Here is a 15,890-nt window from a genome sequence, read left to right on the forward strand (position 1 = left end):
GTTGCTGGTAGCCGCTGACCTCGATGTGTCGGGCGGGGTTGCCGTCGATCAGCCCCTCGCGGACGGCGAGGTTGAGCGCGGCGCGCAGCGTGGTGCGCAGGTGCTGCATCGCCGAGGCCGACTGTGGTCGGCCCTTGCTGTTGGTCGTGGCGGCGATCTGCGCGAAGGCCGTCCGTAGGAGTGGTGCGTCGAGGTCGGCCAGCTGATAGCGGCCGAGACGGGGGATGAGGGCGGTGTCGACGTCGCGGGTGTAGTGGAATCGGGTGGTGGGTCGGATCTTCGTGCGGGTGTCGAGCCAGTGCCGCAGCCACCGCTCGACGGTCCAGCCGGCGGCGGTGCGGCCAGCAGCAGTGCCTGCCAGCCACTGGTCGCGGGCCCGACGAGCGGCGGCCTGCGACCGGTAGCCACCACGACGGACGCGCTCGCGGCGCCCGAGCAGATTCGTCGCGGAGCAGTGGAAGTACCAGCTGCCATGCCCACGCTCCACCAGGCGGGGACAGGACTGTTCAAGTCGCCGTCGGTGATTGTCTCGGCATCCGCACCGTTTGAAGATCACCCCTGGTTCGCTCATCGTCGCGCTCCCCTCGTCACCGGCGTACGTCATCAGGATGTGGGATATGGACGTGCGATGGCTGGAAGCAGGACTGTCTGCTTCCAGGGCTGCGCCGTTGGTGTCTGAGTTGGGCTGGGTGATCTTCTCGGCATCGGCGCGGGGGCCGTTGCAAACCAGCTCGGTTGTCTGGAGAGCCTGATCGACGTTGCGTGATGGGCTCCTGGATTTGACAGTGCGATGCCCGACTTGTGGTCACCTTCAGTAGTTGAGTCTTTACATAGAGCATCCTTTATCTCTAGGGTCGTGTCCACTGTCGGTCGTGGGCACGGGGGTCAGCGTGGCTGGTTTGGTCTTGCATGCGCGTGCGTCACAGAGACGGTCTCTCTCCCCGCGGCGCTGGTGTGCGGCAGTGGTGGTCTTGGCCACGACCGTTGCAGGGCTTTCGGTCCCCGCCATCGCCGCTGCTGCGGCTGTCACACCACCGAAGGGTTCCTGCGTCGATGAGCAGCCGGACGCGACCGCGGCCCGACGCATGTTGGTGGTCTGCGGTCGGCGGGTGGAGGACATCTCGGCTCGAACGGAGTGGTCGCAGACGTTCCTGAACGTCGACGGATCACAGACGTTGGAGCAGACGATCGAGCCGACCCGGGTGCGTAAGGGCGGGTCGTGGGTGCCCGTCGACACGACGCTGAAGTTGACCTCCCAGGGGGTTGTGCCGCGGGCCACGGTCCTGCCGATCGTCTTCTCCGGCAAGGGCAGCGGTCCGTTCGCACGGTTGCGTGACGATAGTCGCGAGCTGGGCGTGTCCTGGCCTGGGAAGCTGCCGGCTCCGGTGCTTAGCGGTTCGACGGCGACCTACCGGAACGTGCTTCCGGATGTGGATCTTCAGGTCACCGCTCAGCCCCTCGGCTTCTCGCAGGTGTTGGTCGTCAAGACCCGCGCCGCTGCCGCGAACCCGAAACTAACGACGCTGACGTTCGGCATCGAGACGAAGGGCGTCACGGTCGGCCCGTCCGCCGGTGGCGGGCTCGCCGCGCGGGATAGAAAGGGTGGCATCGTCTTCGCCGCGCCGGCGCCCCTGATGTGGGACTCGTCCGAAGCCGGGGAACCTGCCGGCGGAGCGATTGAGAAGGACAAGGGGCAGCCTGCCGTCAGCCCGTCGCGCAAGCCGACAGCGGCCGAGGCTGGCGCCGCCGGTGCCAGGGTCGGCGGTGCGGCAGGCCGGGATGAGGTGCCGGAGGCTGCCCGTAGGGCGGTGATGCCGGTAAGGGTCGATGGCAAATCGGTGACGGTGGTTCCGGACAAGGCCATGTTGACCGATCAGCGGACGAGGTTGCCGATCTACATCGACCCGTCATGGACCGGGGGAATCGCCAGCAACGCCTGGACCTCGGTATGGAGCAAGCACAAGTCGAGTTCCTTCTGGCAGAACACCACGGCGCTGTACAACGGGAAGATCATCGGCTCGGCGGGTGCGGGACGCACCGAGGACTGCTCGGGCTGCGCCGATCACATCATCCGGTCATTGTTCCGCATGAACACCTCGGCGGTGGCGGGCAAGCACATCCTGAGCGCGCAGTTCCGGGTGGAGCAGCGGTGGTCGTGGACGTGCAGCCCGAAGTCGAACGCGAAGCTGTGGATGACCGGGTCGATCTCGTCGGGCACGACGTGGAACAACCAGCCGACCTGGCACAGCACCTACACGGCGCAGAGCGTTGGCAACCGCAAGTACGGCTCCGCGCACGGTTGCCTCGGAACCGGCACGATCGAGTTCAACGTGACCTCGATGGTGGCGAAAGCGGCGGCGAGCAAGTGGCCGAACCTGACCGTGGGGCTGCGGGCGGTCGACGAGGGCACCAAGGACCAGTGGAAGCGGTTCAACCACGCCTCACCGAAGCTGGCGATCACCTTCAACAGCGATCCGAACGCGCCGGGCGACCGCAAGTCCGATGGCAAGGCCTGCGCCACCGGCGCTTCCCGGCCGTACGTGCTGACCCCCACACCGGTCCTGGCCGCCAAGCACTCCGACCCGGACAGCTCGCAACAGTCGTTGACCACCTACTTCTACTGGTGGCCGGTAGGCGGCACGCGGAACGAGACCAACAAGATCTCGCAGGCCGCGGGCAACCCGTCCACCACGTCGAAAGCGATACCCGCGGGCAAGCTGACCGATGGCGCGAGTTACGTGTGGCAGGCCCGAACCTGGGACGGTTCACACTACGGACCCTGGTCGGGCACGTGTGAGTTCACCGTCGACGCGACAGCGCCGCCTGCGCCCGCGAGCGTCTCGTCGACCAACTACACCAACGATGGAGTGCCGCGCGGCGGTGTCGGCCTCAGCGGGACCTTCAGCGTCGCCGCCCCGGCCACCCGCCCGCACGAGGTGAAGGAGTACGCGTACAGCCTCGACTCCGGGGTGCTGACCGCGGCCAAGACCGTGCCGGCGCGCACCACGGACTACGGGGCGTCGATCACGCTTGCGCCACTGCACGACGGGATCAACACGCTCTACGTGTGGTCGAAGGACCACGCCACCCGGTTCTCATCCCCGGTGACGTACACCTTCAGCGTCCGTGCCGGCTCTGGCCCGGCCGCGGAGTGGACCTTCGAGGAAACCGGCACCACCGGCACCGATGTCTCGGGTCACGGCAACACTTTGACCCTCGGCACGCCCGCTACCCGGGTCGCGGGTCGCTCCGGCGTCGGCATGGCCCTGTCGCTGCCGGGGACCACCGCGGTGACCAAGACCGGCGCCGTCACCTATCCCCACCCGGACACCGGGGTCTCCACGCCCGCGCGGACGGACTCAAGCTTCACGGTCACGGCCTGGGTGAAGATCAACTCGATCTCGGGCACCGGGGTCCAGACAGTGATGAGTGCCAGTGGATCCCGCATGTCCGCCTATCACCTCGGCTACGCCGGTAGCAACCAACGCTGGCGGTTCGCGATGGCCGCCGCCGACACCGACAACGCCGGTCTGTACAGCGTCTCCTCCGACGTGGCGCCCACGGCGGGCAAGTGGACCCACCTCGCCGGCGTGTACGACGCGTCGACCAAGAAGCTGACGCTCTACGTCAACGGGGTGGCCCAGACCGCCACCGCGACTCTCTCCGGCGGCTTCAACGCCACCACCGAGGTGGCCATCGGCAGACGCATGTGGAACGGCGGCGCCGACAGCTTTCTCACCGGATCGGTCGACGACGCCAGGTTCTACCACTTCATCGAGACGCCGACGAACCTGGCGAAGCTGGCGGTGCCCCTACAGCCGAAGATCACCTTCCCGAACGGCGGCGACGTCACCCCCGGCGGAAACCTCGCCGTCACGTTCGACGCCGGCGGCGACACCAACGTCACGAAGTTCAAGTACAGCATCGACGGCACCAGCCTGGGCAGCACGATAGACGCCACCACGGCGGGCGGCACGGCAACCGTCACGATCAACATCGGCGCCACTACCGGTACACGACCGGTCTACGCCGCCGCAGTCGACGACGGCAACCGGATCAGCGACCTGAACCAGAGTGAGTTCACCGTGACGTCCGCGGCGAGCCTGTCCGGCACGGTGTGGGACCCGAACTTCCTGCCCCAGGCCGGGGCGGTCATCCAACTCCAGCCCGGCGGCCACCAGGCCACCTCCAGCACTGACGGCAGCTACTTGCTGACCAACTTCCCTACCGGCTCATACATCATCACCGCCACCGTCGGCGGAAGGTGTGGCGCGGCATTCAGCCAGCCGATCGACATCGACGGCCAAGGCCTCACCCTCGACATCTTCCTCGCCGCGATCAGCGACGACCTCGGTAGCACCTGCACCGAACAGAGCACCGCCTTCACCGCCGCCAACAGCGTTCTGCCACTGACCGGCGACGACGCCGTCACCACGGTGCAACTGCCCTTCGCCTTTCCGTTCTACGGCGGGGCGTACCGCAGCGCCTGGGTCGACACCAACGGCCTGCTCTCGTTCACCGACCCCAGCGGCTCGCACCCGTACACCGGTGGTGGTCAGCTGCCCGCCCCGGCGGAACCGAACACCGTGGTCGCCCCGTTCTGGGACGACCTGGTGGTCGATGGCTCCGCCAGCGTCCGGACGGCGACCACCGGCACCGGCAGCTCCCAGCGGTTCATCGTCGAGTGGCGCAACGTGCACCGCAAGGGCGACACCACCCAGCGCCTGTCGTTCGAGGCGATCCTCGCCCCGGACGGCACGGTGACCACCAACTACGACCAACTCGACAACGCCGCCGAGAAAGGCGCCAACGCGATCGTCGGCATCGAAGCGGACGCCGGCGAGGACGGCCTGACGTACTCCGCGAATGAACCGGCCCTGGCGAACGCCCGGTCGATCACCTTCGTCCGCCCGGACGTCGCCGGCGGTCTGGAGACGCACAACCTCTCCGGAGCGCTGACCGACACGGCGGGCAACCCGGTCGTGGGCGCCACGGTCTCGCTCGACCCGAGCGGCCTGACCGCCACCACCGGCGCGGGCGGGGCGTACAGCTTCACCGGCCTGGTCGCCGACAGCTACACCGTATCGGCCAAGCTCGCCGGCCGGTGCGGCGTCACGGCCCGCAACCAGGTGGAGCTCTCCGCCGACACCGTCCGTAACCTCCAACTCGGCCCCGACTACGGAGGCCTGGGGTACGCCTGCACAACCGGGGCCTCCGGCTACCAGGCGGCGTCGACGATGCTCGCCCTGACCGGCGACGACGCGGCGACATCGGTGACGATGCCCTTCCCGGTGCAATTCCACGGCCAGTCGTACACCACCGGCCTGGTGCACACTAACGGCCTGGTCAGCTTCGGCGCTGCCTCCGGCCTGCCGGAAACCTGGGCCAACCCGACCATGCCGACGGCGACCGCACCCAACGCGGTGGTGGCCCCGTTCTGGGACGACTTCGAAGTCGACGCCTCCGCGAGCGTGCGCACGCAGACCTTCGGCACCACCCCGAACCGGACCTACGTGGTGGAGTGGCGCAACGTCGGATTCCGCCCCACCAAGACGGAGCGGCTGACCTTCGAGGTCATCTTCCACGAGGACGGACGGATCGCGTTCCACTACGGCGCCATGTCGACCCCGACTCAGCAGGGCGCAGGCGCGACGGTCGGCCTGGAGAACGCCTCCGGCACCGTGGCGGCGCTCTACTCCTTCCAGGAAGCGGCGCTGACCGGCAATACCTCGATCACCTACACCCCCGCCCTCGCTGGGACCGTCACCGGCCTGCTCACCACCGCCGTGACCGGCCAACCGGTCGCTGGCGCCACGATCACCATGAACCCCGGCAACCGCAGCATCACCACCGGCGCGGACGGCAGCTACCAGTTCACCGCCGTACCGGTGGGCGAATACGTGGTCGCCGCCTCGACCGGTGACAACCGCTGCGCCGGCCAGTACGCCAAGGAAACCATCAACCACCCCGGCGGCACCTCCGACGTCGACCTGTCGGTCATGGTCGACGGCGACGAGTTCGGCTACAAGTGCACCACCGGCACACAGACATTCGTCCCCGGTGACGTCACCGAGGGCTGGAGCGGCGACGACACCGTATGGCAAAAGAACCCGCCGTTCCCGGTCAAGCTCTACGGCGAGTCATACACCTCGGCCTGGATCAGCGCCAACGGTCTGGTCAGCTTCAAAGACCCGGCGTACTTCGGCTGGATCGGCTCCGCACCGGGCACCATCCCCTCACCGGCCGCCGAAGGCTCCCCGAACGCCGCCGTCTACGTCCACTGGGACGACTGGGTCATCGACTCCCAGGCAGCGATCGCCACCAAGATCAGCGGCACCGCGCCCAACCGGCAGTGGATCGTGGAATGGCGCAACGTCCACGCCCACGGCGACACCACCACCCGAACCACCTTCGAAGTCATCTTCACCGAAGGCGGCGACATCACCCTCGCCTACAACGGCATCGACCCCACCAAACCGATCGAGCGGGGCGGCGAGTCCACCGTCGGAATCGAGAACGCCGACGGGTCCATCGGCTTCCAATACCTGCACCGAGAAAACTGGCTGGCCAGCGGCCAAGGCGTGACCTTCAAGCCCAACCCGCCAGGACAGGGCAGCGTCGCCGGGACCGTCACCTGCCAGGGCACCCCCATCGCCGCAGCGACCATCGCGGTGGCCGGCAAGACCGCGACAACCGCAACGGACGGCACCTACCAGGTCGACGCCGTACCCGCCGGGACCTGGGCGGCGATCAGCACCGTGACCGCCGGTGCCTGCAAGGGCTCCGACGTGAGACAGGTCGCGGTCGGCACCAGCACCCAGGCGCTCGCCGACTTCACCCTGGCGGCCACGCCCACAGGCGGTGGCTACACGCTGACCGAACAGGCCGTGCCATACATCCCCGCCAACACCACAGTGCTGCCACTCACCGGAGACGACGCCTACACCCCCGTCACCCTGCCCTTCCCCGTGAACCTCTACGGCCAGACCTACAACACCGGCTGGGTCGACATCAACGGCGTAATCAGCTTCATCGACCCCGGCGAACCCTCACCCGACGCCTGGCCGATCCCCTCACCGGACAGCCCCGAAGAACCCAACGCCGCCCTCTACCCCTTCTGGCACGACTGGGTCGTCGACAGCAACGCCAGCATCCGCACCACCGTCCGCGGCAGCACAGGAAGCCGACAGTTCGTCATCGAATGGCGCAACGTCCACTCCTACGAAGACCCCCTCACCCGAATCACCTTCCAAGCCATCCTCGACGAAACCGGCGGCTACAGCTTCACCTACACCGACAACGACGGCACCTTCCTCGAACGCGGCGGCGCCGCCACCATCGGCATCGAGAACAGCGACGGCACCACCGCCATCCAATACACCTACCGGCAACCGGTCCTCCGCCCAGGACTCGGACTGCGGTTCACTCCGCCCGTCTCCTGAAGCAGCAACGCCCAGTCCTTAACCCTGCAAGGTCGAAGCTTCGGAGGCCACTAGTGGCGTCACCGCTGTCGCAGTCAATCGCTACAGTCACGAAACTGATACGGAGATTTACATCACCGAGACCCTCCTGGATTGCCACACCGTTGGCCGCCACCGTGGTGGCCGCTCTGCTCCATGTGCCCCCGGTCGAAGCGGCGCTGAAGGGGAACTACACCCCCTCGCCAGCCAAGCCGGTGCCGACCGTACCGGTGAAACCGCTCGGGCTGCAGAAGACCGCCGTGCCGCCCAACATGCCGCCGCAGGCCGCAGATAAGCCGGCTGCGGTCTGGCCACAGCCGACAACCGAAGTGGTCGGCCTGGCAACAGCCGGCACTGGCAGGGTTAACGTAGGCGGCCTGCCGGTGACGTTGTCTGCGGTGGCGGGCGCGGTGCGTTCAACCGGGGACCCGCAGCGGGTGAGAGTCGAGGTTCTCGACCGGGCAGCGACCGAACGGGCCGGAGTGCGCGGTCTGATAATACGGCTCAGCCGCGCCGATGGTGTTGCCGCCGCCAGCCAGGCGAGACTCACAATTGACTACCGAAAGTTCGGTACAGCTTACGGGGCCGACTGGGCAAGCCGACTCCGCCTCGTGGCGCTACCCGCCTGCGCCCTGAGCACCCCGGAGAAGAAGCGGTGCGCCGGATCCTCGCTATCCTCGCGCAACGACCTCGCCACCAAGTCCGTGTCAGCCGACGTCCCGGTGAGCGGCGTACCGACCCTCTTGGCTGCTGCTGCCGGGCCTTCCGGACCCGCCGGGGACTATGCGGCGTCTCCACTGAACCCATCGGCGACATGGGCGGCTGGCGGCAACACAGGCGCTTTCACATGGTCCTATCCGATGCGCACACCGCCAGCGCTAGGCGGTCCTGCACCTCAGATCGGCCTGGCCTACTCATCACAGTCGGTTGACGGCCAGCACGCAGCCTCCAACAACCAGCCGTCCTGGATCGGGGAAGGCTTCGAGCCGTCAATCGGCGGCTTCATCGAACGTCGATACCAGGGCTGCGCGCGAGACATGGACGGATCGGCCAACAATGACAAGAAGACCGGCGATCTCTGCTGGGAAACCAACAATGCCGTCCTGTCTCTCGCCGGCCACTCCGGTGAGCTAATCTATAACACTGCTGAAGACCGTTGGCATCTCCGCAACGATGACGGGTCCCGCATCGAACATAAGACTGGCGCCAGCAATGGCGACAACAACGGCGAGCACTGGGTCATCACCACCAACGACGGCATCCAGTACTGGTTCGGCCGGAATCATCTTCCAGGCTGGACGTCCGGCAAGCCCGAAACTAACTCGACGTTCACTGTTCCAGTCTTTGGCAACGATCCAGACGAGCCCTGCAACACCACGATTTTCGCCGCATCTGTCTGCAAGCAGGCATGGCGGTGGAACCTCGACTACGTCGTTGACACTGCCGGCAGCCTCGACAACGGCGACGACACCGCCGGCAACTCGGCGTCCTACTGGTACCAGCAGGAAACCAACAAGTATGGCCGCAATTTGGACCCCGAGGACGATGCCACCTACGACCGAGGCGGTTGGCTGAGCCGAATCGACTATGGCACCCGACGGATCAACGGCGTCGACTCGGTGCTCAGCACAGCGGCACCCCTTCGGGTGGATCTCGGCGTCGCTGACCGCTGTCTGAGCGACTGCGGGACACATGACGAGGCGCACTGGCCGGACACCCCCTGGGAAATGGCATGCACCGGCACCTCGTGCCCGGACAAGTTCTACCCCACATTCTGGTCGACGAAGCGGCTCTCGACGGTGACCACTCAAGTCCGCAATGGCGCCGGATACAGTGATGTGGAGCGATGGACTCTCGCGCATACCTTCCCCGATCCCGGGGACACCACTCGGGCCGGGCTGTGGCTGGACAAGCTGTCCCACGTCGGCCTTGTCGCCGGGAGCGCCTCCGTCCCAGACGTACTCTTCACCCCGGTACAACTGTCCAACCGCGTCGACACGACCGACTTTGCCGCCTCAATGAACTGGATGCGGATCACTAAGATCCGCAACGAAACCGGCGGCACGATCAGCGTCAACTATTCCGATCAGGACTGCAAGGCCGGACAGGTGATGCCGACACCGCACACCAACACGCGTCGCTGCTACCCGGTCATCTGGGAGCCGGAAGGGTACAGCAGCGCGGTCACCGACTGGTTTCATAAGTATGTCGTGACCACCATTTATGAGAACGACAACACAGGGGGTATTCCGCCGCAAGGGAGTCCTCGTACGGTTTATTCGTACAACTACTTCGACGGTGCTGCCTGGCATTACAACGATGACGACGGGCTAGTTGAAAAGAAGCACAAAACCTGGTCGGATTATCGAGGGTACGGCAGGGTCGGCCTCACTGTCGGTGATGCGGGAGAGCAGACGTACACCGAAACACGCTACTTCCGTGGGATGCACGGCGACAAATTGGCGCCGAGCGGTGGCACCCGAACCACTACCATCGACGGAATCAACGACGAGGACTGGTACGCCGGACTACTCCGGGAGACCAAGGTATTCAACGGCCCCAGTGGGCCGGTCGTTCAACGCGAGTTGGACACTCCCTGGGCCTCTGCACCAACTGCCACCCGCACCATCAACGGCGATACAGTCACTGCACGCTTCACGCGGGTAGGTACAGTGACCCGTCACACCACACTGGACGCGGGCCGTGGCGAACGAGTCAACAAAACTGTGACCACGTACGATGAATACGGCATGCCGAACACTATCGATGATTTCGGCCTCGATGGCGTCGCTGGCGACGAGCAGTGCACGAAAAACGACTTTACCCCCCGCAATACCGGCAAGTGGATTATCAATCGGGTGCACCGGGTCCAAACCTACGCGGTCAAGTGTACGGACACGAACAATGCCGCCAGCCTCACCGAAGCCGACATCATCGGTGAGACGCGGACCCGCTACGACAACCACGCATTCGAAACCGCGCCAACCAAGGGCCTCGCGACCCACACCGAGGAGATGGCGTCCTGGAGTGGTGGATCACCGACGTTCACAACAGTCAAGAGGAACGCATACGACATCCACGGGCGTGTCACGTCCTCCTGGGACGCGATGGACAAGCAGACCACAGTTGCCTTCACCCCCGCCACCGACGGAGTCGTCAACTCGACGCTGACGAAGAACCCCTTATTGCATCAGACGACGACGACGATCGCCCCTGCTTGGGGGCTGCCGATCTCGATTGTCGATCCGAACGGCAAGCGAACGGACCTGAACTATGATCCACTCGGCCGTCTGACTGCGGTCTGGATGCCCGGCCGAGACAAGACGACCCAGACGGCGAACAGTACCTTCAGCTACCAAATCCGCGCAGACGCGCCGTCAGCGATCGCCTCTTCTCGGCTGAATGGCGCTGGCAGCTACATCACTACCTATGAATTTTTCGACGGACTGCTCCGCGGCCGTCAAACGCAGAAGCCCTCACCGTCCGGGGGGCGGATCATCACCGAGGCCTTCTACGACTCCGCCGGGCGGTCTGTGCTGGGATTCGAGGCGTACCACGCAAGCGGCGCACCAACAGACACGTTGCGGACTGCAGAAGACAAGGCCTTCGTCCCGAAGCAGACTCGCAGCATTTACGACGGCGCGGGCCGGACCACCGGCTTAGTCTTCCAACCCTACGGGGAAGAGCGCTGGCGTACTACCACCTACTACTCCGGAGACCGTACCGACGTCACCCCTCCAGATGGAGGCACGGCAACCTCGAAAGTCACCGACGTCCGGGATCGCACTGTCGAGTTGCGGGAGTACCACACCGCCAACCCTACCCCTGCGACTCCCGGCAGTTGGGACGCGACGCACTACACCTACGATCGTAGGGGCCACCTAATCAAGGTCCTTGACGCGCAAGAAAATGAATGGACGTATCAATACGACATCCGTGGACGACAGACCGATTCCGACGACCCCGATAAAGGTCACACCACCTCGACCTACGACAACGCCGACCGGATCACAACGGTTACCGACGCACGCGATAAGAAGCTCGCCTACCTGTACGACCAACTGGGACGCAAACGAGCCACGTACGATGACCAAATCGGCGGGACGATGCGCGCGCAATGGATCTACGACACCATTGCGAAGGGCTATCTATCGCAGTCAACGCGCATAGTGGGCTCTGCCTCGTACCAGGTCAAGATTCTCGACTACACCGATAGCTATCACCCTGGCAACACCCAGGTCGTCATCCCTGCCAGCGAAGTTGGTCTCGCCGGCACATACAATTACAACAACACCTACAACCTCGACGACACAACGGCCTCGACCAGCCTCCCATCGACTAACACGGGGCTGCCCGCCGAGGTGCTGAACTACGACTACAATTCATTAGGCCTGCCAACCGCGCTCACCACACTGTATGGCAACGTCGATTCCTCATACGTCGCCGACACGGACTACAACGCTCTGGGTGATATTGACCAAATCGAACTATACACGGGTTCCGGCGGCCACGTCTTCCAAAAGTATACGCGCGAGCTGGAGACAGGCCGACTGACCGGCGTGCGTACTGAGCGCGATTCAGTAACACCGAACATCGTCGCAGACACGCGGTATACCTTCGACGACTTTGGCAATATCACCAAGGCGGCCGATGTTGCTCCCGATCCGGCCGACGATATCCAATGCTTCGACTACGACCACCTTCGCCGGCTCACCGAAGCGTGGACTCCCGCCTCCGGCGACTGCGCTGCCGACCCTACAACAGCACTCGGCGGCCCTGCCCCCTACTGGCATTCGTGGCGTTTCGACCTACTTGGCAACCGCACCGCCGAGGTGGCGCACACAAGCACGGGTAATTCCACTACGGACTACCATTATCCTGCGTCGGGAAGCGGGAGCGTCCGTCCGCACGCGGTGAGTAGCCTCTCCGGCGCCCGCGGCGGCAGCTACACGTATGACGCGACCGGCAATATGACGACCCGACCGACGCCATCGGCGGGAACCCAAACCCTCACCTGGAACGCCGAGGGTCAACTGGAGACGTCGACAGACGCGACCGGTGAAACCCGGTACATTTATGACGCCGACGGAAACCGGCTCGTCCGCCGCGACCCAACTGGTAGAACGCTGTATCTGCCAGGCCAAGAAATCCGCTATAACAACAGCACCGCCACGAATTCGTGTACCCGCTACTACTCGTTCGCCGGCTCTATCGTAGCTTCTCGTACTGCCAGCAACCTCACCTGGCTGGGCGCAGACCACCAAGGCACTGCGCTGATCGCCATTCAGGCCAATTCGCAACAGGTGACAATACGTCGGCAGACTCCATACGGCACACTGCGGGGAAGTGCACCATCCTGGCCGAATGATAAAGGGTTTGTAGGCGGCACGATCGACAATACGGGCCTTACCCATCTCGGCGCGAGAGAATATGACCCAACTCTCGGGAAGTTCATCTCTCTCGACCCGGTCATGGACTTGCTCGATCCGCAGCAATCCAACGGGTACACCTACAGCAACAATAGTCCAGTTACGCTCTCCGATCCCTCTGGTCTGAAGTTCGAGGAGGAGAGTGGCGCAGAATACAACAAGCGACTACTTAAGCATCGAGCCAAGCAGAAGGCGGAAGAGAAAAAGAGGGCAGATAATTTTATCAAGTACTTGAATAACGTTCGCCACAATGCGGCTCAAATCGCGGCTCGGGATCGCATTCGGAAGCAGGTGGCGGACTTGGGGGGCGACCCTGAGCAGGTTGTTATCGAATACTCGATACCAGATGCCTGCAAGACGAAGAGCCACAAGGGGGAGTGTGGCGACAGCGGTAAGGCGGATATTGTCTATATAGACGAAGAGAACAAGACAATCTACGTATGGGAAGTAAAGATCGCCCACCGGCCGCTCGAGGCAGAGGCTGACGTCAAGCACTACATTCGAAAAATCAAGGCACAGGGAGAATATGACGCTCGACCGGGTTTTGCGTTGACCTCGCTCCTCTTTGCCGCAGTACCGGGTAGCAGAGAGAGTGTCGTCGTCTACAATGGCCCCACCGAGGGCGCAGTTTTATATCGTGCCTTCCGCTGGCGGACTCCCCAGGCGCCACCCCCTCCGAAGCCTGTACCGGTACCGGTGGAGGCACCCCGACCGATCGAGGCACCTAAACCGGTGGTCAATCCATGGGTCGTCGGGACCCTCGTCACCGTCGGCGTGGTTACCGTGGCGGGGGTCTGTATTGTCGCCACCGCTGGCGCGTGCGGTGTGGCGATCGGCGTCGGGGCAGTCGGCGGTACGGTGGCATCCTCGGGGTGACCCGGCGTATGACTTTCCCGTGCCGGCTGGGCTTGGAAGACATGCGGCCATGCCGCTCCATGGCTTCCAAGCCCAGCGAGATTACGCGTGTGGCTGCCTCTCCCCGGGGGCGGGGGTTGCTGTTGGATGAGAGGGGGTAGTACGCGTGTCTGCGCAGGCGTTGTTCGGCAGGCTAGTCAAGGACGTCGCGGATCAACTCGCAGGGTACGGCTTCGAACGCGACAAGATGATATTCCGTCGTTCGTCACCCGAGGGCGATGTATTGATCATCGGGTTCCAGGCGTCCGACCACTCAAGTAGTGCCGGGAAGGTGTTTTACGTCAACGTGGCGTTGGTGCTGGCACCCAAGTGGGAGCGGGATCGCCTGTGCTACAGGCTCCCGGAGTCGGCGCGGCCTGAGCACGTGCACGGCCTCTGGCGGCACCGGATCGGTTTCTCCGGCTTCTCCGGTGGCGATCAGTGGCGGGTCACGGATGAGGCGAGCGCGGCTGAGGTGTCGGCCCTGATCCGAAGTCGGCTGGACGAGACCCTGCCGATGCTGCTCCCGGCGCTCGACCGGGACGTCCTGCTGGGGAGTCCTCCCGATTTTCTCTCGTCCGCGGCATGGATGGCACGTGGGTGGGTGCTGGCAGAGCGGGGGCCGTCGGAGGAGCTGGAGAGGTTGCTCTTCTCGGAGCCCACGACCGGTGAGTTCAGCTCGGTGGCGAGGAAGGCCATCTGGGAGTGGGCAACAAGTCGCCGCAGCCGGGATCGGGAGGGGCCTCAGTGACCGACCCGTTTGTACCGCGCGTTTGGAAGGTGTCGCCGCTCGGGCGGATCGGCGTACTTCTGCTCGTGCCGATGGTGGGCATGGTCACTTATTTCATTCGCGGCGGCCTCATCCCGTCGCTATTGACGATGCTTGCAGGGGTGCTCATCTGGTTCCGATATGCCTTTCTCCCCGAGGTCGTACTCACGGCGACGGACGTGATTGTGCGGAACCCTGGAGGAAAGCGACAGGTCAGGTTGCCCGACGTGGCGACGGTCGGCACCGGGTATGGCGGTCTGACGATCACGACCCTGACCGGTGAGCACCTGACAGCGTGGGCAGTACAGAAGTCCAACCTCGCGAAATGGACCGGGCGCCACACCCGCGCGGATGAAGTGGCTGCCACGATCATCGCTGCTAGCCGGAATCGCGCTGAACCCCCGTCGTCGGCCGGCAGCGGGGCTCAGGCGGCAGGGTGAAGCATGGGTGCTCCCCGGGTGCTCGGACGTCCGGGGTACCAGGGGTGAACAGGCTGGACCGTGCCCTACGGATCAGAAGGTTAGTGGTCCGAGTCCCTTCGGGCACACAAGACCATGAGGGGGTGTGGCCTGCCGAAACGTGGGTAGGGCCGTTCTTGTTTCCGGCCTGTGTGGATGTGGGTTTCACATGGGCGCCGCCCGTGATATGTGATTCTGACCTGTGGCTTCGACGTCGTGCCGGCGGGCAACGCCTTCACCGAGTTACGAGACATCCTTTGGGCGCATGCGATCTTGTCGCCTTTGTAGTGAATCAGGATCACGCCCATCGCGCGGCTCTTACGTGAGGTGGTGGATCAGGCGCAATGCGGACGTGCCGGCAGGGGGATCCATCAGCGAGTGACCGTTGCTGCGGGGATTGGTTCAGGCCGTAGCTCCTCGGTTGTGACATGTTGGCCGACTGGCCGGTTGATCCATCGATCACCTTGGCCGGGCCGCCGGTATGTCGGCTTGTCGTCCTGCGAGGTCCATAGGACGATGTCGATCAACTGAAGGTCTGGTAGGTCGTGGATCTCGGGGACAGTCGGTGTTACGGCATCCCGCAGGGCCGCTATCTCGGCGCGGTGGATGCGAGTCCAGATCGCCAGGGCCCGAACGACCTTGTCGATGCGTTCGTAGCGGTCCAGGCCGTGCTGGCGCGCACTGTTCGAGAAGCCCTCGCGGTTGAAGCCGAACACTTCCGCGACGTGTCCGTCGAGCACGGGAACCGCGTGGGGCCGGTACAGGGCGGCCATCTTGGTTGTCTTACTGGACGTTTCCTTCACCTTCACGCCAGTGTGACCGATTAGCGCCCCGGCCTTGGCCGGGCAACATGTCCCACTCCGGGTAGAATAGCCTCATC

General features: G+C 64.6%; 5 protein-coding genes and 1 pseudogene. 4 read left to right on the top strand and 2 right to left on the bottom strand.

Annotated elements, in window-relative coordinates:
* A pseudogene (locus AB0C22_RS31075) lies at nt 1–490 on the bottom strand (site-specific integrase); the annotation flags it as partial.
* A 619-nt stretch (nt 491–1,109) separates the two neighbouring features.
* On the opposite strand from AB0C22_RS31075, the gene AB0C22_RS31080 reads away from it, so the two are divergent.
* The 4 genes from AB0C22_RS31080 (at nt 1,110) to AB0C22_RS31095 (ending at nt 14,992) form a co-directional block, all read left to right on the top strand.
* The gene (locus AB0C22_RS31080; protein ID WP_357538548.1) at nt 1,110–7,442 is read left to right on the top strand and encodes a carboxypeptidase regulatory-like domain-containing protein; all 6,333 of its coding nucleotides are present in this window, start codon (nt 1,110–1,112) and stop codon (nt 7,440–7,442) included.
* Nucleotides 7,443–7,585: 143 nt separating this feature from the next.
* A complete protein-coding gene (locus tag AB0C22_RS31085) occupies nt 7,586–13,765 on the top strand; it encodes an RHS repeat-associated core domain-containing protein (protein ID WP_357538550.1) in 6,180 nt (2,059 codons plus the stop codon).
* Nucleotides 13,766–13,910: 145 nt separating this feature from the next.
* A complete protein-coding gene (locus AB0C22_RS31090) occupies nt 13,911–14,534 on the top strand; it encodes a DUF4304 domain-containing protein (RefSeq protein ID WP_357538552.1) in 624 nt (207 codons plus the stop codon).
* A complete protein-coding gene (locus AB0C22_RS31095) occupies nt 14,531–14,992 on the top strand; it encodes a PH domain-containing protein (protein WP_357538554.1) in 462 nt (153 codons plus the stop codon). Before AB0C22_RS31090 ends, AB0C22_RS31095 begins: the two co-directional genes overlap by 4 nt.
* 389 nt (nt 14,993–15,381) lie before the next feature.
* Here AB0C22_RS31095 and AB0C22_RS31100 read toward each other — a convergent pair whose 3' ends face one another.
* Nucleotides 15,382–15,819 (bottom strand): hypothetical protein, encoded by a 438-nt coding sequence (locus AB0C22_RS31100; RefSeq protein WP_357538556.1) that lies wholly within the window; start codon nt 15,817–15,819, stop codon nt 15,382–15,384.
* Nucleotides 15,820–15,890: the final 71 nt, after the last annotated feature.

This window comes from Micromonospora sp. NPDC048894 (assembly GCF_040649765.1).
Taxonomy (GTDB): Bacteria; Actinomycetota; Actinomycetes; order Mycobacteriales; family Micromonosporaceae; genus Micromonospora; species Micromonospora antibiotica.